The organism is Pseudomonas sp. GB2N2, assembly GCF_054897705.1.
In genome coordinates this window covers 2,094,773-2,114,362 of record NZ_CM142701.1, presented here as the reverse complement: position 1 = coordinate 2,114,362, position 19,590 = coordinate 2,094,773, and the positions used below count along the sequence as shown (strand labels likewise).

18 protein-coding genes, 2 pseudogenes and 1 riboswitch are annotated in these 19,590 nt (G+C 57.9%); of the genes and pseudogenes, 13 read left to right on the top strand and 7 right to left on the bottom strand.

From position 1 onward, the window contains the following. Positions 1-7 precede the first annotated feature (7 nt). Together ACYZT4_RS09570 and ACYZT4_RS09565 are read left to right on the top strand one after the other, a co-directional pair. Positions 8-835: an AraC family transcriptional regulator gene (locus ACYZT4_RS09570; RefSeq protein ID WP_461987240.1), complete on the top strand. Its 828-nt coding sequence runs from the start codon at positions 8-10 to the stop codon at positions 833-835. Between the two features lie 210 nt (positions 836-1,045). After that, positions 1,046-1,699 (top strand): peroxiredoxin, encoded by a 654-nt coding sequence (locus ACYZT4_RS09565; RefSeq protein WP_461987239.1) that lies wholly within the window; start codon positions 1,046-1,048, stop codon positions 1,697-1,699. Between the two features lie 3 nt (positions 1,700-1,702). Here the strand turns inward: ACYZT4_RS09565 and ACYZT4_RS09560 are convergent. Beyond that, positions 1,703-1,982, bottom strand: a pseudogene (locus ACYZT4_RS09560) (cytochrome C); the annotation flags it as partial. Positions 1,983-2,157: 175 nt separating this feature from the next. Continuing rightward, positions 2,158-2,327: riboswitch (yybP-ykoY riboswitch) on the top strand. 5 nt (positions 2,328-2,332) lie between these two features. Here ACYZT4_RS09560 and mntP point away from each other — a divergent pair. Together mntP and ACYZT4_RS09550 are read left to right on the top strand one after the other, a co-directional pair. Further along, positions 2,333-2,896, top strand: coding sequence for a manganese efflux pump MntP (gene mntP, locus ACYZT4_RS09555; protein ID WP_461987237.1), 564 nt, complete (start codon positions 2,333-2,335; stop codon positions 2,894-2,896). Positions 2,897-2,940: 44 nt separating this feature from the next. After that, positions 2,941-3,318, top strand: coding sequence for a hypothetical protein (locus ACYZT4_RS09550; RefSeq protein WP_461987235.1), 378 nt, complete (start codon positions 2,941-2,943; stop codon positions 3,316-3,318). On the opposite strand, the gene tspO is transcribed toward ACYZT4_RS09550, so the two are convergent. After that, positions 3,296-3,736 (bottom strand): tryptophan-rich sensory protein TspO, encoded by a 441-nt coding sequence (gene tspO, locus ACYZT4_RS09545; protein WP_461987233.1) that lies wholly within the window; start codon positions 3,734-3,736, stop codon positions 3,296-3,298. The genes ACYZT4_RS09550 and tspO overlap by 23 nt on opposite strands. A gap of 135 nt (positions 3,737-3,871) precedes the next feature. Next, positions 3,872-5,119, bottom strand: a complete 1,248-nt coding sequence (locus ACYZT4_RS09540) for an epoxide hydrolase family protein (RefSeq protein ID WP_461987231.1) — start codon at positions 5,117-5,119, stop codon at positions 3,872-3,874. Here ACYZT4_RS09540 and ACYZT4_RS09535 point away from each other — a divergent pair. The 4 genes and pseudogenes from ACYZT4_RS09535 to ACYZT4_RS09520 form a co-directional block, all read left to right on the top strand. Further along, a pseudogene (locus ACYZT4_RS09535) lies at positions 5,094-5,405 on the top strand (hypothetical protein); the annotation flags it as partial. The gene ACYZT4_RS09540 and the pseudogene ACYZT4_RS09535 sit on opposite strands and share 26 nt — an antisense overlap. Continuing rightward, positions 5,405-7,135 carry a PAS domain-containing sensor histidine kinase gene (locus ACYZT4_RS09530; RefSeq protein WP_461988630.1) on the top strand — a complete coding sequence of 577 codons (1,731 nt, stop codon included), beginning with the start codon at positions 5,405-5,407 and terminating at the stop codon, positions 7,133-7,135. The pseudogene ACYZT4_RS09535 and the gene ACYZT4_RS09530, both read left to right, overlap by 1 nt. Beyond that, positions 7,120-7,509, top strand: a complete 390-nt coding sequence (locus ACYZT4_RS09525; protein WP_461987229.1) for a response regulator — start codon at positions 7,120-7,122, stop codon at positions 7,507-7,509. The genes ACYZT4_RS09530 and ACYZT4_RS09525 overlap by 16 nt, the downstream gene beginning before the upstream one ends. A 10-nt stretch (positions 7,510-7,519) precedes the next feature. After that, positions 7,520-9,634, top strand: coding sequence for an EAL domain-containing response regulator (locus ACYZT4_RS09520; protein ID WP_461988629.1), 2,115 nt, complete (start codon positions 7,520-7,522; stop codon positions 9,632-9,634). Between the two features lie 507 nt (positions 9,635-10,141). Here ACYZT4_RS09520 and ACYZT4_RS09515 read toward each other — a convergent pair. After that, on the bottom strand, positions 10,142-10,963 hold the full coding sequence (locus tag ACYZT4_RS09515; protein ID WP_461988628.1) for an alpha/beta fold hydrolase: 822 nt from the start codon (positions 10,961-10,963) through the stop codon (positions 10,142-10,144). A 261-nt stretch (positions 10,964-11,224) separates the two neighbouring features. Continuing rightward, entirely contained in the window at positions 11,225-12,001 is a 777-nt protein-coding gene (locus ACYZT4_RS09510; RefSeq protein WP_461988626.1) for an alpha/beta fold hydrolase, read from the bottom strand. A 627-nt stretch (positions 12,002-12,628) separates the two neighbouring features. On the opposite strand from ACYZT4_RS09510, the gene ACYZT4_RS09505 reads away from it, so the two are divergent. The 3 genes from ACYZT4_RS09505 (at position 12,629) to ACYZT4_RS09495 (ending at position 14,103) form a co-directional block, all read left to right on the top strand. Then, positions 12,629-13,213: a LysR family transcriptional regulator gene (locus ACYZT4_RS09505; RefSeq protein WP_461987227.1), complete on the top strand. Its 585-nt coding sequence runs from the start codon at positions 12,629-12,631 to the stop codon at positions 13,211-13,213. Between the two features lie 10 nt (positions 13,214-13,223). Continuing rightward, positions 13,224-13,655, top strand: a complete 432-nt coding sequence (locus ACYZT4_RS09500) for a VOC family protein (RefSeq protein ID WP_461987226.1) — start codon at positions 13,224-13,226, stop codon at positions 13,653-13,655. A gap of 145 nt (positions 13,656-13,800) precedes the next feature. After that, the gene (locus tag ACYZT4_RS09495) at positions 13,801-14,103 is read left to right on the top strand and encodes an Lrp/AsnC ligand binding domain-containing protein (protein WP_461987224.1); all 303 of its coding nucleotides are present in this window, start codon (positions 13,801-13,803) and stop codon (positions 14,101-14,103) included. Positions 14,104-14,149: 46 nt separating this feature from the next. Here ACYZT4_RS09495 and ACYZT4_RS09490 read toward each other — a convergent pair whose 3' ends face one another. Beyond that, entirely contained in the window at positions 14,150-15,046 is an 897-nt protein-coding gene (locus ACYZT4_RS09490; RefSeq protein ID WP_461987222.1) for an SMP-30/gluconolactonase/LRE family protein, read from the bottom strand. 90 nt (positions 15,047-15,136) lie between these two features. Next, positions 15,137-16,189: a LacI family DNA-binding transcriptional regulator gene (locus ACYZT4_RS09485; RefSeq protein WP_461987220.1), complete on the bottom strand. Its 1,053-nt coding sequence runs from the start codon at positions 16,187-16,189 to the stop codon at positions 15,137-15,139. 250 nt (positions 16,190-16,439) lie between these two features. Between ACYZT4_RS09485 and ACYZT4_RS09480 the strand changes: the two genes are divergently transcribed. Then, positions 16,440-18,248: an IlvD/Edd family dehydratase gene (locus tag ACYZT4_RS09480; protein WP_461987218.1), complete on the top strand. Its 1,809-nt coding sequence runs from the start codon at positions 16,440-16,442 to the stop codon at positions 18,246-18,248. 214 nt (positions 18,249-18,462) lie between these two features. After that, positions 18,463-19,575 (top strand): substrate-binding domain-containing protein, encoded by a 1,113-nt coding sequence (locus ACYZT4_RS09475; protein WP_461987217.1) that lies wholly within the window; start codon positions 18,463-18,465, stop codon positions 19,573-19,575. Positions 19,576-19,590: the final 15 nt, after the last annotated feature.

The following is a 19,590-nucleotide window of genomic DNA, read 5'->3' as shown; positions in this document are numbered from 1 at the left end:
ACCGTCCATGGATCGTTTGTCCACCTTGCTCAGTCATTTCGGCGTCAGTGCCGGCACCTTCCACAGCGGCACCTTCTGCGGCACCACGGCGTTCGACGGCGAGCACGCCTGCGGCCACCTGCATCTGCTTCGCGCCGGCGAGTTGACCCTCAAACTGGCGGATGAGCGCGACCTCCAGCTCAACAAACCCACACTGATTTTCTTCCCCAGGCCTTACCGTCATCGTTTGTTCGCCGCGGACGCATCCGAGACTCAACTGGTGTGCGCCTCTCTTGATTTCGATGGCGGTGCCGGCAATGCCCTGGCGGCGGCCTTGCCCGACTACTTGGTGCTGGATCTGGAAGACGTGCCGACCCTGGCGGGCACGCTCGACTGGCTATTCAACGAAGCCTTCGACGGCATTTGCGGGCGTGAAGCGATGATGGACCGCTTGTTCGAAATGCTGGTGATCCAGTTGCTGCGGCATCTTTTGACCAGCCGTGAACAGAGCACCGGCATGATGGCCGGCCTCGCCGATCCACGGTTGGCGCGCGCCCTGAGCCTGATGCATGACACGCCCGCCCGGGCCTGGACCGTGGCCGAATTGTCGGCGGCGGCCAACATGTCCCGGGCCAGTTTTGCTGAACATTTTCGCCAGGTGGTGGGGCAGACGCCGGTAGATTATCTGGTGAGCTGGCGCATCAGCCTGGCGCAGAAACGCTTGCGCGAAGGCAAGTCGATTGCGCTGATTGCCGATGAAGTCGGCTACGAAAGCCCCTCGGCACTGGCCCGGGCGTTTCGTCGCAAGACCGGCGTCAGTCCGCGGGAGTGGGGGCAGGGGGGGAAGGTTCGATAGTCGACGCCGAATGGTCATCTGTAGGCGCGAGCCCGCGCGCGATGGACGACAACGATAACGCGTGCTGTCCGGATGAACGAGTTGTCTTGGCATTTTTCGCGAGCAGGCTCGCTCCTACAAGGGATCCCGGGAGCATCAGGCGAAGTATCCAGCCTCTCCTATACTTGCGCTCTGAAAGTTTCCCGACCCTGCACAGCGAGGAGAACCAACATGACCGTTCGTATTGGCGACGAAGCACCGGATTTCACCGTCGAAAGCACCGAAGGCACGCTGCATTTCCACGAATGGATTGGCGACCAGTGGGCCATCCTGTTTTCGCACCCGAAAGATTTCACCCCGGTGTGCACCACTGAGCTCGGTTACATGGCAGGGCTCAAGCCCGAATTCGACAAACGCAACACCAAGATCGTCGGGCTCAGCGTCGATCCTGTGTCCAACCATGCAAGCTGGGCCAAAGACATCGAAGAAACCCAGGGCCATGCGGTCAACTACCCAATGATCGGTGACGAAAACCTGGTAGTGGCGAAGCTCTACGACATGATTCACCCCAACGCCAGCGGCGGCGCGCGCACTGCCGTGGATAACGCCACGGTGCGTTCGGTGTTCATCATCGGCCCGGACAAAAAGATCAAGGCCATGCTGATCTACCCGATGAGCGCCGGGCGCAACTTCGATGAGGTGCTGCGCTTGCTCGATGCGATTCAACTAAACGCCAAGCACACCGTCGCCACTCCGGTGAACTGGCGTCCGGGGCAGGACGTGATCATTCCGACGTCGGTCTCCGACGAAGATGCGAAAAAGAAATACCCGGACGGCTTCAAAACGGTGAAACCTTACCTGCGCACAGTGGCGCAGCCGAAGTAGGCGTCAGTTGATCATCCCGTCTTCCATCACGACGCCCTGGGCGCGCATCGCTTTGATCAGCTCGGCGCGTGTGCCGGGCAGGTTGAGCATGGTTTTCGCCCGCCATGCCGTCCTTGCGCATCAGCCAGTTGGGCAGGTCCGCCAGTTGCGCGTTGTTCAACGCCGGTTGCGACATGCCCGGCACGCGCACGAGAAACTCGCGACCGGCCGGCACCTTGAGGAAATTGCCGACAAACCCGGCCATGCGTGGGGTGTCATTGGCGGCGGAGCCCATGCCATTGCCGCTGACCTTGGACGAAAAGAACATCATCGATGTCGGCGCCCCGCGCACGGTGGGTGTGGTTCTGCGCTACGACATGTAAAACCCCGGAGACGGGGAAGCCGATTCCCCGCGTGCGGCTTCAGGCAGCCCTGTCAATTTGATGTTTTTTTCACACGCGTCAGGCTACAGTGGCGGCCCTTGTTGGGGAGTAGCCTGCTCTTTGATCCCGGTCACAGAGCGTTCGCGTCAACATTCTCGGCTGCATGCCGTGGTGCGAACACCTTCGGGTTGGCGAGACCAACGATGCATCCATGCCTATAGTCGGGCGTGTGGTTGCGTCGTTGACTCATAGCCCGGCTGGACGTTTAACCGTGAATCCCATTCCCCTCATTTTTCTCGCCTTGGCCATGTCCACGGACGCTTTTGCAGCGGCCATCGGCAAGGGCGCCAGCCTGCATAAACCGCGCTTTGTCGAAGCTCTGCGCACGGGCCTGATCTTCGGTGTCATTGAAGCCATCACCCCGTTGATCGGCTGGGGCATCGGCCAGGTGGCCACGCAATACGTTGAGCGCTGGGATCACTGGATCGCCTTTACGCTGCTGCTCGTGCTGGGCCTGCACATGATTCACAACGGGATCAAGCACGAGGCCGAGGAAGAAAAGCCTGACCAGCACTCGTTCTTCATACTCGCCGTCACCGCTTTCGCTACCAGCATCGATGCGTTGGCGGTGGGTGTGGGCCTGGCCTTTGTCAACGTGAACATTCTGGTCGCAGCCGCCGCTATCGGCCTGGCCACCACCGTGATGGTGACCGTCGGGGTCATGCTCGGACGCGTACTGGGAACCGCCGTGGGCAAGCGTGCTGAAATCATCGGCGGCGTAGTGCTGATGCTGGTCGGGTCGACAATTCTTTACGAGCATTTGTCGGCCGTGTGAGGGGGTTTTAGAATCCGCTCTCTCTACTCAAGGAATCAACACGCATGGAAACCCACTTTTCTCAAATCAGCGAACGTTTGAACAATCGCCGATTTACCGTGGCGAACAACAGCCAAGGACTGTCCGGTGCAGGCACGGTGTTTCATTACCATGTCGATGGAAATGGCATTTCGAGCACTTACCAAGGCGGGCGGATTCGCACAGGTCATCAAGTCGGGCGCGCAACAGGCCCCGAAACCATCGAGCTGCTCTTTCACTGTTTGACGCTGGATGGCGAGATTCTGGCCGGTTGGTCCCGTGGCACGGTGGGCGTCGATCACGCCGGACGAACCACCCTGGCCTTTGTATGGGGTTGGTTGTCCGGCGCGACTGGAGGCGGAGAGTCGAGCTACGTCGAGCTCATCGATTATTCCGCAGAATAGAAAAATTCAGCGCGGCGGCGACGCAAAGCCACAGCAGGTAAGGCAACAGGATCAAGCCGGTTACGGTGTCCAACTGCAGCGCCATCACCACCATCACAGCGACCACCACCCAGAGCAGCGAGAGGATCACCATTGCAGCGAGCACGCGGTGGGCGCCAAAAAACACCGGTGTCCACAGCGTGTTCAGGGCAATCTGCGCCGCCCACAAGGCCAACACTGTCTGGCTCCCCGGTATCAGGGTCAGACGGTAGCCGGCCCAGGCAATCAGCAGGTAGATCGTCGTCCAGGCAACGGGAAACAGCCAGTTGGGCGGAGTGAAGCCGGGCTTGACCAGTGCTTCGTACCATTGGCCCGGTTTGAACAGGATGCCGGTCGTCGCCGCCGCACCGCAGGCGATGAGGAAAATAAGGAAGGTCATCAGGAGTCCTTGCTGAGATCAGCTGTCCGGTTTTGAAAAGCCACGATGGGCGCTTGAGCAATGGACCTATGGCAGGCGCGAAGAGATCCAGCGCGGTGTTTTCAACTTCAAAGCGCCTCACCGTTATCCAGAGATCTAGCGCCTCAAAGGCCTGAAGAATTCACGGATCTCTTCAGCCAGAATTTCTGGCTGCTCCAGCGCTGCGAAATGGCCTCCTCGTGGCATGTGTTCCCAACGGTGGACATCGAACACACGTTCAACCCAGCTGCGGGGTGGCATCGGCAGCTCTTTTGGAAATAACGCCACGCCCAACGGCGTTTTCACTCGCTCGTTGACGTCGAAAATCAGCGGATTCTGTCGGTTTTCCTTGTACAGCCTCAAGGTCGCTTGAATGCTTGCGCTGAACCAGTACAGCGCGATGTCGCTGAGCAGGGTGTCAAACGGCACCACGTGCTCAAGATCGTCAGGATGATCGACCCACGCGTGAAATTTCTCGACGATCCATGCAGCGAGACCCGCCGGCGAATCCGTCAGTGCGAACGCCAGGGTTTGCGGTTTCGTACTGTGCAACGCCGCATAGGCACCTTCGGTTGCCGCAAATTGAGTGCCTCGATTCAGAAAATCCTGCTCTTCCTCGCTCAATGCGCTTTGGTCTCCCGCACAAGTTGGTTTGAAGCTGCCTGGGATGTAGTTGAGATGCACGCCGGTGAGATGGGCGCTGTGGTGACGCGCAAGCCACATTGACACGCCGGCACCGATATCGCCGCCTTGGGCGCCAAACCGGTCGTAGCCCAATTGCCCCATCAGCGCTGCCCACAGGTCGGCAATCTGCCTCGAACTGATGCCGGCCTTGGTCGGGGCGGGCGAACAGCCGTAGCCGGGTAGGGAGGGCACGACTACGTCAAAGGCATCGGCGGCGTCACCGCCATAGTTCGCCGGGTCCGTGAGCAGGGGCAGCAACCGTTCCATCTCCAGGAACGAGCCGGGCCAGCCGTGGGTGATGATCAGCGGCATGGGCTTGGGCCCAATCCCGCGCTGGTGCAGGAAGTGGATCGTCTGGCCGTCGATTTCGGTCAGGAATTGCGGCAACTGATTGATTCGCCGTTCTTGGCTTCGCCAATCGAATTGATCGCTCCAATACTCCAGAAGGCGCTGGAGAAAGAGCGTATCGGTACCGTCCTCCCAACGGCCGGGGGCCAGGGTGTCGGGTAAGCGTGAAGCGCGCAGGCGTCGCTGAAGGTCGTCCAGCTGCTCGTGGGTAATGGCTAGCTTGAAAGGGCGGATGGACATGACGATTCCTTGCGCGATGAGATGCTCAGGGTAGGGCACTGTTTGGCGATCACACAATAATAAAAGCGCCCTTGCCGGCCCGGCGTCAGCCACTGAAGGTGCCGCGGCGGTGTTCAATCTCGCGGGCAGCGTTGTCCGCGCCTTGCCGCTGATCGCTGGCACCCTGGGTATCGCAGCAGCCGGCATTGGCGCTTTGACACTGTTGATTCCCGGCCTGACTGAGGAGGGCAAGCAGGAAACCCGCGTCCATCGCTTTTCCGATCATCTCAGTGACTACCTGACCCAGTACAAAATCGATGGAGTCGAGAACGGCAGGTACATCCGTGGGGAGCTACGGCTCTGCTATCGTCTAAACAGCGAGTCCATGGAAAACGAATGATGCCAACCCCGCCATTAGACCGTCCGCCCACCGAGGTTCAATCCCGGGCCGAAAAGATCGTCGAATTTCGACGGCAGAAAACCTTGCTCAAAACCGGCGCCCTGCAGGACGCTATCTTCAACAGTGCCTACTTCTCCAGTATCGCGACCGACGAAAAAGGCGTTATCCAGATTTTCAATGTTGGCGCTGAACGTATGCTCGGTTATCAATCCGAGGACGTCGTCAACAAGATCACGCCGGCGGACATCTCAGACCCCAATGAGCTGATTACTCGCGCCGCCGCCCTGAGCCTGGAACTCAATACGCCCATCACTCCGGGATTCGAAGCGCTGGTGTTCAAAGCCTCCCGGGGTATCGAAGATATTTATGAGCTGACCTACATTCGAAAGGACGGCAGCCGCCTCTCAGCCATGGTGTCTGTCACCTCGTTGCGCGACAGCGCTGAAACCATCATTGGTTATTTGCTGATTGGCACCGACAACACGGCGCGCAAGCAGGAAGAGGCAACACAGGCCTTGCTTGACCAACGCTTGCGAGATCAACAGTTCTATACACGTTCGTTGATCGAGTCGAACATCGATGCACTGATGATGACTGACCCCCAGGGCATTATTTCGGACGTCAACAAACAGATGATGGCGCTGACGGGGCGCACTCGGGACGAGTTGATTGGTGCGCCCTGCAAGAACTTTTTCACCGACCCCGCGAGCGCCGATGCGGCCATTAAACGAGTGCTCAGTGAAAACAAAGTCAGCGATTACGAACTTACGGTGCGCGCCTACAATGGTACCGAAACAGTTGTTTCCTATAATGCAGCAACCTTTTATGACCGCGATCGCAAGTTACAAGGCGTGTTCGCCGCCGCTCGGGATGTCACCGAGCGCAAGCGCTTCGAGCGCACACTTGAAGAGAAGAATATCGAGCTCGAACATGCCAGCCATATGAAGTCCGAGTTTCTGGCTACTATGTCTCATGAACTGCGCACGCCGCTGAACGCCGTTATCGGATTTTCCGAAGCGCTCAAGGACGGCATGGTGGGCGATATTACCGACACCCAGCGCGAGTACATCAGCGATATTTTCAACAGTGGCCAACACTTGCTATCACTTATCAATGACATCCTCGACCTGTCCAAAGTCGAGGCGGGGATGATGGACCTGGAGCTTGAACCGGTCGAGCTGCAAAGCCTGTTGAGTAACAGCCTGCTGATCGTGCGCGAGAAGGCCGCGCTGCACAGCATCCAGCTGAAACTGGAATCGGACACCGACGTAGGGGCCTTTGAACTTGATCTGCGCAAAACCAAGCAGATCGTCTACAACTTGCTGTCCAACGCCGTCAAATTCAGTGCGCAAGGCGGCCTGGTGACGTTAGCGGTGCGTCAGGTCGGACGTGATCAAGTCGGGACGCTGGAAGGTGACTGGCCAATGTACGGTTTTCAGTTACCAGATAGCGACTACACACAGTTTTTAGAGCTCAGCGTCAGTGACACGGGCATCGGTATCGCCCAAGGCAACATGGACAAACTGTTCAAGGCATTTAGTCAGATCGACAGCAGCCTGGCGCGTAAATTCGAGGGCACAGGCCTGGGCTTGGCGATGGTCAAGCAATTGACCGAGCTGCATGGCGGCAGTGTCGCGGTCGCCAGTCTTGAAGGGGCGGGAGCGCGATTCGTGGCGTGGTTACCCATTCGTCGTTCAAAAACTGCGGAGGCGCCATGGCCGAAATCCTGATTGTAGAAGACAACGCCGCCAACATGCGCCTGGCCCGGCTGCTGCTGACCAGTGCCGGCCACAGCGTGATTTGTGCCGCCGATGCTGAAACCGGGTTGAAGCTGGCGCGCGAGCTTCAGCCCGCATTGATTCTGATGGACATCCAGCTACCTGGAATGGATGGGTTGAAGGCCACCTCATTGCTCAAGAAAGATGCGCTGACCGCCGCGATTCCGGTGATTGCCCTGACCGCCATGGCGATGAAAGAAGATGAGGAAAAAACCCGTCTCGCGGGCTGTAATGCCTACATCATCAAACCTTTACGCTACAAGGAACTTTATCGGGTCATCGACACGTTGCTGCAAAACACTCTGCCTCAACAGCCCTCTAATTGAGCGTTCCATGATGTCCGACCCCGCCGCCACTTTGCTGATCGTCGATGATGAACCCCATGTACGAAAACTGCTGCAGATCCTGTTGCAGAACAAGGGGTATCAGACTTTAACCGCCAATTCGGGCGAAGAGGCGCTCTTGATGATTGCGCAACAACCGCCGGATTTGATCCTGCTCGATATCATGATGCCGGGGATGGACGGATATGAAGTTGCCCGACAGCTCAAGACCGACAAGGCAACGGCGAACATCCCCATCATCATGCTCTCGGCCCTCGGCGAACACAGTGCCCGTATTTCGGGTCTGGAGGCCGGTGCCGAAGACTTTCTCAACAAACCGGTAGAAAGTGCAGAGCTGTGGCTGCGGGTGCGTAACCTGCTACGGCTCAAGGCCTTTGGCGATTATCTGAAAAGCCACAGTCTGATGCTGGAAGAGCAACTGCAACAGCGCACCATCGATCTTGAGCGTTTTCGCTCGGCCATGGACGCCTCGGGTGACGCTATTTTCCTGATCAATCGCAGCACAATGCGTCTGATCGAGTTCAACCGACGTGCCTGCCAGGTGCTTGGCTACGCCCCCGAAGAACTTTTAAGCAAAACACCTGCCGACCTCAGCGATGACTCCAACGAACAATTGGAGGTTTTGTATGACCAGATCATCGCGGGCAAAGGCCCGAGCGAACCGACGGAAGCGCGCATCCTCTGCAGGGATGGCAGCTTTATTCCGGTAGAAATCCATCGCCAGGCTTTCAAGGCGGGCGGCGACTGGATCATTGTCGGCATTGCGCGTGACATCACACAGCGCAAAGAAAACGATCAGCGCATGCTAAAAATGGCGCATTACGACACGTTGACCGGGCTGCCCAATCGCAACCTTTTTTTCACCACCCTGCAAATGGGGCTCACCCAGGCGGAGCTCAGTCATTGGCAGCTGGCAGTGGTGATCGTCGACCTGGACGATTTCAGTAGCGTCAACGAAATCTGGGGGCACCTGCTAGGGGATCAAATGTTGGCGGAGCTGGGGCAGCGACTGACCCCTTGCCTAAATGCGAGTGACACGTTGGGGCGCATGGACGGTGACGAATTTGCGCTGATCCTGATGATTCGCGAGGGCCAGGCGGATCCCTTGCAAACTGTCGAGCGCATACGTGAAACGCTGCGTGAGCCTTTTCAGCTCGGTGGTCAGTCGATTGCAATGACCGCCAGCATTGGCATTGCCGTGTATCCAAATGATGGGGACGACGCACAGGGGTTGCTCAAGCATGCGAACATCGCCATGCACCGTGCGAAGAAAATTGGCAGAGACACGTATCGTTTCTACACCGCGCAAATGAACGAGGAGGCTTCGTCGCGACAATTGATGGAAACCGCCTTGCGCAAGGCCGTGCAACAGCAGAGTTTTGAATTGTTTTACCAACCCAAGATTGACTTGGCCGACGGCCGGGTGTGCGGGCTGGAAGCACTGTTGCGCTGGCCGCGACCGGGGGAAGTCAATGTTTCGCCGGCGGTGTTCGTACCGATGCTGGAAAACCTCGGGTTGATTACCCTGGTCGGCAATTGGGTCATCACCCGTGTGTGCAAGCAAATCGCCGAATGGCAACGCGCAGGGAAAGGCCCTTTCCAGGTTGCGATCAACGTCTCCGGCCAGCAGATCATCGAAGGTGACCTGATCGCCAGTATTCGGGAGGCGCTGATCGACCATCAGATCGATCCGCACTGGCTCGAAATCGAACTGACGGAAAGTTCGTTGATGGTGAACACTGCACACACCATCGCCACTTTGCAAACCCTGCAAGAACTGGGGGTCAAGGTCTCCATCGATGATTTTGGTACGGGGTATTCAAGCCTCGCGTATCTGAGACGATTCCCGTTCGACAAACTCAAGATCGACATCGCTTTTATCCGAGAAGTGACCAGTAACCCTCAGGACGCTGCCATTGCCAAGACTATTATCGAGTTGGCGCACAGTCTCAATCTGCAAGTCATCGCCGAAGGTGTCGAGACTCATGAACAGTTGGCATTCCTGACGGAAAACGGTTGCGATCAGGTTCAAGGCTATCTGTTCAGCCGGCCACTACCGATAACGGCGCTGGAGACATTATTGCGGGAACGGCAGTCTTTCATTTGAGCCACCCTGACGAGCTTCACGCTCTAGGTGGTTGTAGGTGGATATTGTTGTGCAAGCTTAGCGTCAAAGGTTTTCACGCCCGCGGTCCAGCGTTGCAGATTTTGCGGATGATCCTTGAGCCACTGGCGGGCGGCGGTTTGGAGAGTGTCAGATTTTTGAGCGGCCAGAATGGCCACATCATCTGGCACTCGCCCGCCGTGGGTGGCTTCCTGCTGGCCCCCAGGATTGAGTGGAAGCCCTCAAAACCCTGATAAACGGCACACCCTGGCTCGCCTGGCTTTATCTCGTTTTTGGGTACGCCGGAACGTTCCACCTGCTAGGTACTGTAGAGCTGATCACCGCTGCACTGCTCATCGCGTCTGATCAAGGACATCGCTCTTTCAGGCGTTTCACTCGTGGTATTGGCTGAAGGCATCGCCCTTCTACGAGCGAAGCGCGCGCGGGTAAGTGCATCGGTCATGGGTGCAATGGGGCCTCCCATCTATTTTATGGAAGACCCACTGCGCATCACCCCTGGATGAACGCCAGCAAATCTGCGTTGATAACCTCTGGGTGCGTCGTGCACATGCCGTGCGGATAGCCCTTGTAGACTTTAAGGGTGCCGTTCTTGAGCAGTTTGATGGACAGCTCGGCTGAGTCGGCAATCGGTACGATCTGGTCATCGTCGCCGTGCAGGATCAGCACTGGCACTGTGATTTTTTTCAAGTCTTCGGTGAAGTCGGTTTCCGAGAACGCCTTGATACAGTCGTAGTGTGCTTTAGCGCCGCCCATCATGCCCTGGCGCCACCAGTTCTCCTTCACACCTTCGGAGACTACTGCGCCTTCGCGGTTGTAACCGTAGAACGGAATAGGCACTTCTTTATAGAACTGTGCGCGATTGGCCGCGAGCGCTGAGCGGAAGCCGTCGAACACGTCCAGCGGCAGACCGCCAGGATTGCTGGCGGACTTGACCATGATCGGCGGCACTGCGCCGATCAATACGGCTTTGGCTACATGGCCGGCGCCGTGTTGAGCGACGTAGCGAGCCACCTCACCCCCACCGGTGGAGTGGCCGATGTGCACTGCATTCTTCAGCTTTAGATGAGCGACCAAGGCTGCAACGTCCGCAGCGTAGGTGTCCATGTCGTTCCCGGTGGAAGTCTGCGTTGAGCGACCATGACCCCGGCGATCATGAGCGATCACTCGATAGCCCTTGGAAACAAAGAAAAGCATCTGTGCGTCCCAGTCGTCGGAACTGAGAGGCCAGCCGTGGTGGAAAACGATGGGCTGACCGGTGCCCCAGTCTTTGTAGAAGATTTCGGTGCCGTCGCGGGTGGTAAAACTGGTCATTTCGTTGTGTCCTTCTTTAGTGGGGGACGAAGTCGCTGCCTGGGCAACGTTGCTACCCATCACCATTCCCGAAATCGAACCGGCAGCCAGCGCAGCGGCGCCAACTTTGAGTACCTGGCGGCGGGAACTCGATGGGGCGTTGTATTGATCGGACACAGTACCTCCCGCTCTCGGCGATGCACGAGAGTCAGACTTAAGATCGTGGCTCAACAAGTGAGCGTTACTTGATGCTTGTCGGGTGATGCGATGGGTTCAGGTTTCTTACTGAGCCTTTGCAGCGGCCTCGATGATTTGCGCGACGGGTTTTGGATTGGAAACCATGACTACGTGAGACGCACCTTTGACCACAACCGTCTGTTTGGACTTCGCCCGCTCAGCCATGAACTTCATGGCTTGTGGAGGAATGTTCTTGTCCTTGTCGCCATAGATCCACCACGAAGGAATGGTTTTCCATGCGGCGTCCGTTGCCGCTTCATTCAGTGCTTCCTCAGTGACGGGGCGCTGAGTAGCGGCCATCAAGCGGGCATCGGCAACGGGGACGTCGGCTGCGAATTGAGCGGGAAACTTATCCTGCTGGATGTAGAGATCCTTACCGCCACCCTCCAGCGCTATTGGCGTGCCTAACGTTGGGCCAAGGGTCGCCCCCGGGAATTTGCCGGTGAGCGCGACGGCGCTTTCACCGGCTTCAGGTGCAAAAGCGGAGACATACACCAGTGCTTTCACATTGGCTTGTCCGTAGGCCGCTTCGCTGATGACCGGGCCCCCGTAGGAATGACCGACTAGCACGACTGGGCTTTTGATGCCTTTGAGCAGATTGGTAATGGATTGGGCGTCGCTTTTAACACTGCGCAACGGGTTTGCGGCAGCAATAACGGTATAGCCGTCTTTCTCAAGGATCTTGATGACGCCATTCCAGCTGCTGGAGCCGGCGAAAGCACCGTGAACTAGCACAATGGTGGGTTTGGTTGTGTCGGCCAGGGCTGACGTTGCGCCAGCCATCGCTGCAGAAAAGGCCAGACAGGTCACTAATTTATTCATTTTCATACAAGGTTCCTTCCAAGGGTGCACAGCAGGTTTTGGCGAACACCAAGCATGAATTTGAAGCGCGAGTAGTCAACCACACGCTGCCTCTTCGGCACGCTAAGCGATATCAGACTAAGGGCATACGGAGGTAAGGCGATTGTACTCGTGTGCTGTTACTTGAAGATCAACCGCCAATGGGTACTGCAGCAGTTTTACGAAAGAGCCAAACCGGCTTGCTGACATTCGATCTCGACCTGTGCGTTCTTGACTATAAGGGGTTCCTCAACTTGCCACCGCAGGGATGGCAATCAACTTGGTCGGGATCAAAAGTCGGCAAGCTCTTACCAAGGTTAGTCTGTTGCTGGAGGCTCGGGTCAGCGAGGCTGACGTCGGCTGATGGCAGCAACCAATGACTGCTTTTGGCCGTTTGCCGTCAAGTATTTATGTTTTCGCTACCTCGCAACGGAAAACACGATTGGCTTCGCATGACTCGCGCCGGTAAGGTCGCCAATTGGCGTTTAATCATTCATCCGGAACTCCAGAAAAGGAATGAGCCAGGTGCAGTACTGAGACTCTGCGTTGCAATGAGGGTCGGCTACGAGAAAATTAACTACCTCGCCATTAACGTGTCATGGAAACAGCATGCGGTATCGACGTCTTGACCTGAATCTGTTGGTGGCTTTGGTGGCTTTGGAGGCCTTGCTGAGCGAATGCAGCGTCAGCAGGGCCGCTGAGCGTCTTTGCCTGGGCCAGTCAGCCACCAGTTCTGCCCTCGGGCGTTTGCGTGAGCATTTCAATGACCCGTTGCTGGTTCAGGTCGGGAGGCGCCTGGAGCCCACTGCACTGGGGTTGGAGCTGTTACCCAAGGTGCATGAAACGCTGGCATTGGCCCGAGAAATTGTTGATTCACCGGTGAATTTCGAGCCAGCCAGTTGTACTCGGCACTTCACCCTGGTGGCCTCAGACTACGTGGCCGGGGTGCTGTTGCCGGCGGTCAGCCTCGAATTGGCGCGTGTCGCCCCTGGTGTGCGCTTGAGCCTGCGAGACTTGCCCGTACCGCGCGATGGCGATGTGGTGAACGAAGCGCTCGATTATCGGCGGAGTGATTGTGTGATTGTGCCGCAGCGCCGGCGCAATCCTTCGTACCCCCATGAGGCGTTAATGAGCGACCATCTGTGTTGCATTGTTTGCGCGCAGCAACCGCCGCCACGGTCTGATCTGGGGTGAGAGTTTGTTCATGCCCTCTTTGCACAATGGATTCACTTCATTGGCATCACAGGGCATCCTCATGCATCTGGATCACGCAAACATCGTCGTCGCGGATCTCGGCAAAACCGTTGTTTTTTTCACAGACGTGCTGGGATTCACTACAGGGCACCGCCCCGATTTTCGGGTGCCGGGCGCCTGGCTTTACAGCCAGCGCCGACCGCTTATTCATCTGACACAAGCAACCGGTGGATTACCGGCAGTAAAAGTGTCGTCTCGCATCGACCACATTGCATTACGCGTCGCCGATCTCGACGAGTGGAACGCCGTGCTCGAGCGCTTGAAAGCCCACGGCCTCGACTACCAGGTCAATGCGCCCGACGACGGCAGCGACTATCAGCTCTGGGTGGCACTGGCGCCAGGCGTCACCGTTGAAATCATCGCGAATGGCCGTACCAGGTAGACAAGCGTTCCAGGGTCAGCGACACCGCTGACAAGATCATCACGACACCGGAAAACTGGCTGAAACGCTTCGCTGCGTCAGTTCTGCCTCCGAGGACAGCATGGGCGCTGAACCCGACTGCCAAGCACACGGCAGTGCGCGCGGAGTGCTTGTTACCAGACCGTCCACGCCAGCGGCGACGATCAACGTGGCGCACAAATGCGCCGACACCATGCCGGCAACGGCCGGAACAACCACCCGGCGCGCACTGGAGATGTCCGCGTTCCCGGAGGTAGAGGCGATCCATACCGTGGCAGGGGACACCGCGATGATCCTGAAGGTGCGAACCGAAAACTTCGCCGCACTGGAACGCCTGCTGGGTAAGTTGCCTCGCCTGGAGGGATTCAAAGGCGTGAAGACATTTATTGCGTTGGGCACCTGCCTGGCGCGAGGGCCGCTAACTGTTTAGCGGCACTCCTGTCTTGCGAAGAGCCCTATCGAATCCCTCGATGGGGCTACACCTTGACTCTGTTTTCCGGCAGGCCACAGGTGTCCGTTTCGATGGCCCACAACGAGCCGGCGAGTCGATCTCCGGGCACGGTGTCATAGCCGGCCGAAGTGATGAACAAGGTACTCAAGTCCGGGCCACCAAACGCACAGGTGGTGGGGTTGGCGGTTGGCAGTTCAATGAATCGATCCAGTTGCCCGTCCGGCGCAATACGAGCGATGCCATGACCGCCATAGCGGCAGTTCCAGAGGTAACCGTCGCGGTCAATGGCAGAACCATCGGGCAGGCCGCGCTCGAATCCGGCAAAGAAAATGCGGCTGGTGCCGGTAATATCACCGCTCGCCGGATCGTAGTCGTAGGCACGGATCTCGTTTTTCAGGGTGTCGGCAAAGTAGAACAGGCCACCGTCGGAACTCCAGCACAGGGTGTTGGAAATCTCGATGTTGCGCAGCTTCGCCTGCGCCACACCGTGGGGATCGATGCGGTAGAGCACGCCTGGGGAACCGCCTCCTGGCTGGCTTCCACCCTCGGCATCGACGTTGTTGAACATCGAACCCACCCAGAAGTTACCGTGCAGATCGGCACGGCCGTCGTTCAATCGCGCCAGCGGTGATTCCGGCAGATGAAACCCATGCTCGACGCGTTCGTCGGTCTCCGGCCACCACCACATCAGCCGCGAGGCGAGCGAGACCATCAAGCGGTTTTTGTCTGTGGTCAGCGCCAGTGCCGTGACGGGTTCGGCGAACATCCAGGTCTTCAAGTTCAGCGCCGGATAATCCATTCGGTGAATCAGGAAGCGGTTGATATCGACCCAATAAATCGCATTTTCCGCCGCTGACCAGACCGCACCCTCTCCGCATCGATCGCCCACGGCTGCCAGGCATAAGGGTGTTGAAAGCTTCATATCAAATTCCTTCCCGACTAGGGAGTGTGAGGGGGGGCATGGGTTCGCATGCATTGGACGCCGACGGTACAACGGCCTCGAATCACGAGGTCATGCAGTGTTGTACCGCGTGGTCTTTCCCGGGTTGAGCACGACCGGTAACTGGATTGTCTGATTTTCGAACAGGCCTGATTCCAGCCTGCTGAGGATCGCCAGCGCCGCACTGCGACCGATGGCGTTGGCGTTGGAGGTCACAGTGGTGAGCAGCGGCGTCACGTAATTCCGGAACGAAAAATCGTTGTAGCCCGTGACCTGGATCTGGTTGGGCACACTCACGCCCAGGTCATCCAGCGCTCGCAACACGGCGACCGCAATCTGGTCGTTGGCGCCGATGATCGCGTCAGGCAATGGCGAGTTGGCGAGGTAACGCGTGACGACGGCCATGGTGCCGAACAGATCCTGTTCGTCACACAACACCTTGGTCAAGGTGCACGCTTCGGTCAGCGCCGAATGGATGCCTTTTTCGCGACGCTCGATGGCCGGCCAGTCACGGGAAGGGGAGACGAACAGGAAAGTGCGCGCTCCGCCATCGATCAGGTGTGTGGCCAGGCAACGGCCGCCATCGAAGTCGTCCTGAAACACCGAACAGATATCTTCGTCCGAGTCGGTAAGCGACTCCTGAATCACGATCACTGGCAGGTTGCTGTCGCTGAGCATGGAATACACCTGCTCGCGCATTTCCCTGGGCCCCGAGGCGATGACCACAAAGGCATCGACGCCGATCGGGCGCTTGAGCAGTTTTTCCAGGTCGCGCAGTTCGCGGCAGCCGGTGACGGTCAAGCCGTAACCGGGTTCGACCAGCGCGGTGCTCAGGCCCGTAGCGACTTGAGTGGTGAACGGGTCGGCAAGAAAGTTCGGATCCGGATCGACAATGACCAGCCCGATAGCGAATTCTCGATTGAGCTTGAGGCTGAGGCCACGCCGTTGCGGCATGTATTTGAGCTGCTTGATGGCGGCCTCGATACGCTCGGTGGCCTGCGTACCGACTTCACCCTTGCGCCCGTTGACCACGTACGAAACCGCTGCCGCGGACACGCCAGCCAGCTTGGCGACGTCACGCAGTGAAGGTCTTTTCGACGCAATCATCGTTCGTGTGTTCTTCATTTTTTCCCCTTGACGCTGCAAAACCTTGAGCGTAAAACTAGGGCCATCAGCGACCCGCTGTTTTTTTTCGTAGATGAACTTATACGTTAAAGGCAAACGGCTCGCAACCTGTGCCAGATCTGTGAGTGAAGGGCCAAGCCGTCCATTCAGAGGTTTGCAAATGGGGATGGGATGCGGCGTTAACCGGCGTTATAGGGCAGATTCAGCGATTTTTTACATAGTTTCACTTAAACGTTAAAGTCGAGTGACCATGAACAATAATTCGAACAGCTCACCCAAAAGGCTCCGATCCCAGGAATGGTTCGATAACCCGGATGATCCGGGGATGACCGCCATCTATCTGGAGCGCTACCTGAACTTCGGCCTGACGCGATCCGAGCTGCAGTCTGGCAAGCCAATTATCGGCATCGCGCAATCGGGTTCCGATCTCTCGCCGTGCAACCGCCATCACATCGAGCTGGCCAAACGGGTACGCGACGGCATCATCTCGGCCGGGGGCATTCCGTTCGAGTTTCCGGTCCATCCGATTCAGGAAACCGGCAAACGTCCCGGCGCTGCGCTGGATCGCAACCTTGCGTATCTGGGGTTGGTGGAGCTGCTTTACGGCTACCCGATTGATGGTGTTGTGTTGACCATCGGTTGCGACAAAACCACGCCCGCCATGTTGATGGGCGCGGCGACGGTCGACATTCCTGCCATCGCCTTGTCGGTCGGGCCTATGCTCAATGGCTGGCATCGCGGCGAACGCACCGGCTCCGGCACGATTGTCTGGAAGTCTCGCGAGCAACTGGCAGCGGGGGAGATCAACTATGAACAGTTCATGCAGGCCGTGGAGTCTTCCGCCACGTCGCCAGGTGTCTGCAACACCATGGGCACCGCCACCACGATGAACTCCCTGGCCGAAGTGCTCGGCATGGAATTGCCCGGTGGCGCAGCGATCCCGGCGGCCTATAGAGAGCGCGGCCAGAATGCCTACGAAACCGGCAGACGCATCGTCGACATGGTCAAGGAAGACCTCAAGCCGTCGCAAATCATGACCCGCGAAGCGTTCGAAAACGCGATCGTGGTCAACTCGGCCATCGGTGGCTCGACCAACGCACCGATTCACCTGAACGCCATCGCCCGTCACGTGGGTGTCAGCCTGACCAACGACGATTGGCAGCGGATTGGTTACGACGTTCCGCTGCTGGTCAACCTGCAACCGGTGGGTGAGTACCTCGGCGAGGATTATTTCCGCGCCGGTGGTGTGCCGGCGGTGGTCGCCGAGTTGCTGCGGGCTGGCCGTCTGCCGCACCCCGATGCATTGACGGCCAACGGCCTGAGCATTGGCGATAACTGCAGGACAGCGGAGAACTTCAGCCCGGACGTGATCCGTTCGTTCGACAACCCGCTCAAGAGCCACTCCGGTTTCATCAATCTGCGCGGCAATCTGTTCAACAGCGCGATCATGAAAACCAGTGGCATTTCCCGCGAGTTCCAGGAGCGTTACCTGTCCAACCCGCTGGACCCGAATGCCTTCGAAGGCGTCGCTGAAGTGTTCGACGGCCCCGAGGATTATCACGCACGCATCGACAATCCGGCGCTGGGCCTAAACGAATCGACCATTTTGATCATGCGGGGCGCCGGACCGATCGGCTACCCCGGCGCGGCCGAGGTGGTGAACATGCAGCCACCGGCCTATCTGTTGAAGCGCGGCGTGCACACGTTGCCGTGCCTGGGCGACGGTCGACAGTCCGGCACCTCGGGTTCACCGTCGATCCTTAACGCTTCGCCTGAAGCAGCGGCGGGGGGCGGTTTGGCGCTGGTACGGTCCGGCGACCGGATCCGTATCGACCTCAACCTCGGCACGGCCGACGTAGTGCTCAAGGAAGATGAATTGCACCGGCGCGCCACTGATCTGGCCACAGCCGGAGGCTATGCGTTTCCTGAAAGCCAGACGCCGTGGCAGGAAATCCAGCGCACCATGGTTTCTCAACTGGACGAAGGAATGGTGCTGATACCGGCGCTGAAATTTCAGCAGATCCATCGCACAAAAGGTATTCCCAGGAACAATCATTGACGGGCCATAGCGCCGTCATCAGTAGGTGAAACACACTTTAAAAAACAAAAAAGACACACCCGACGTCAGATCGCGAAGTTCCAGAACAGATACAAAAATAACAACACCAGACCCCGATCGGGCCTTGCCGCCCGGTCGTTAAAGTTGATGGCTGTCATGGCTTAGTGTCTTGCCTGCGAGCTCTAAGAGCCCAGCGAACGTATGAGGTATAACAATGAAAGACTTCAAAAATTCCTTACCTATTTCACGCCGTAATTTGCTCAAGGCGGGTGCAACGGTAGGCGCCGTGGCACTGATGGGCGACTTGGTGCCTATGGCTTATGGCGCTGGCGAGCAAATCACCATTTTCACCTGGGAGACCTATCACGACGACGACTGGATCGCGCAATGGACCGCCCGCACTGGCGTCAAGGTGAACGTGATTCGCACCGGCTCGGTGGACGAAATGTACGCCAAGCTGCGCTCGGGTGCCGTTGAGGCGGATCTCATTTATCTGGACGTGGGCTCGATGCCGCGCTTGATCGCTGGCAATGTGATCGCGCCGATCGACCCGTCGAAAGTCTCTGGGGCGTCGAACATCGCCAGCGGACTCAAATGGCAGGAACGCTGCACCATCCAGGGCAAGGTCTGGGGTGTTCCTTACAACTGGGGCACTCAGCCGCTGATGTATAACGCCGATGTGGTCAAGCCAAAGCCGGCCAGCTGGAAAGTGCTGTGGGACAAGCAATATGAAGGCCGCGTCAACCTGCCGGACGATGCCTATATCACCTTTCAGATGATTGCCTTGAGCATCAAGCCCAAGGACCCGTTCAACCTGACGGATGCCGAGTTCGAGCAGTGCGCGCAGGCCCTTCGTGATTTGCGTCCGCAGTTGCGCACCATTGCCCGCGGCATTGACGACGCCACCACGATTTATGCCAGTGGCGATGCAGACCTTGGCTATTGCCAGAATATTTCTTCGGTGTTCCAGCTCCAGGGGCAGGGCAAGAAATTTGATTTTTCCTTCCCCGACGAGGGCACCCCCGCGTGGATCGATTGCGCAATTTTGACCCCGCGCGGCACCGGTCGAAAAGTGGTGTACGACTTCATCAATGACAACCTGACCCCGCAATGGCAATCACGCTTTATCGGCCGTTCGTTGAACAACGGTGTGATCGACTCGAGCCTGGCGCTCAAGGCGGGCATGACCAAAGAGGTGTTGGCCAAGACCAACATTCTCTCTGAAGAGGAACCCGGCTTCTGGAACAAGATGTCGTTCTCGCAGAACCCCGAAAACATTGATCGTCGCCTCGAAATCTGGAACGCGTTCAAGGCTGGCACACTTTAAAAGAAGGGTTCAAGA

Coding starts and splice junctions, on each gene's coding strand:
- ACYZT4_RS09570 (WP_461987240.1), top strand. CDS start 8: ATGGATCGTTTGTCCACCTTGCTCAGTCATTTCGGCGTCAGTGCCGGC.
- ACYZT4_RS09565 (WP_461987239.1), top strand. CDS start 1,046: ATGACCGTTCGTATTGGCGACGAAGCACCGGATTTCACCGTCGAAAGC.
- ACYZT4_RS09550 (WP_461987235.1), top strand. CDS start 2,941: ATGGAAACCCACTTTTCTCAAATCAGCGAACGTTTGAACAATCGCCGA.
- tspO (WP_461987233.1), bottom strand. CDS start 3,736: ATGACCTTCCTTATTTTCCTCATCGCCTGCGGTGCGGCGGCGACGACC.
- ACYZT4_RS09530 (WP_461988630.1), top strand. CDS start 5,405: ATGCCAACCCCGCCATTAGACCGTCCGCCCACCGAGGTTCAATCCCGG.
- ACYZT4_RS09525 (WP_461987229.1), top strand. CDS start 7,120: ATGGCCGAAATCCTGATTGTAGAAGACAACGCCGCCAACATGCGCCTG.
- ACYZT4_RS09520 (WP_461988629.1), top strand. CDS start 7,520: ATGTCCGACCCCGCCGCCACTTTGCTGATCGTCGATGATGAACCCCAT.
- ACYZT4_RS09515 (WP_461988628.1), bottom strand. CDS start 10,963: ATGACCAGTTTTACCACCCGCGACGGCACCGAAATCTTCTACAAAGAC.
- ACYZT4_RS09510 (WP_461988626.1), bottom strand. CDS start 12,001: ATGAATAAATTAGTGACCTGTCTGGCCTTTTCTGCAGCGATGGCTGGC.
- ACYZT4_RS09505 (WP_461987227.1), top strand. CDS start 12,629: ATGCGGTATCGACGTCTTGACCTGAATCTGTTGGTGGCTTTGGTGGCT.
- ACYZT4_RS09500 (WP_461987226.1), top strand. CDS start 13,224: ATGCCCTCTTTGCACAATGGATTCACTTCATTGGCATCACAGGGCATC.
- ACYZT4_RS09490 (WP_461987222.1), bottom strand. CDS start 15,046: ATGAAGCTTTCAACACCCTTATGCCTGGCAGCCGTGGGCGATCGATGC.
- ACYZT4_RS09485 (WP_461987220.1), bottom strand. CDS start 16,189: ATGAAGAACACACGAACGATGATTGCGTCGAAAAGACCTTCACTGCGT.
- ACYZT4_RS09480 (WP_461987218.1), top strand. CDS start 16,440: ATGAACAATAATTCGAACAGCTCACCCAAAAGGCTCCGATCCCAGGAA.
- ACYZT4_RS09475 (WP_461987217.1), top strand. CDS start 18,463: ATGAAAGACTTCAAAAATTCCTTACCTATTTCACGCCGTAATTTGCTC.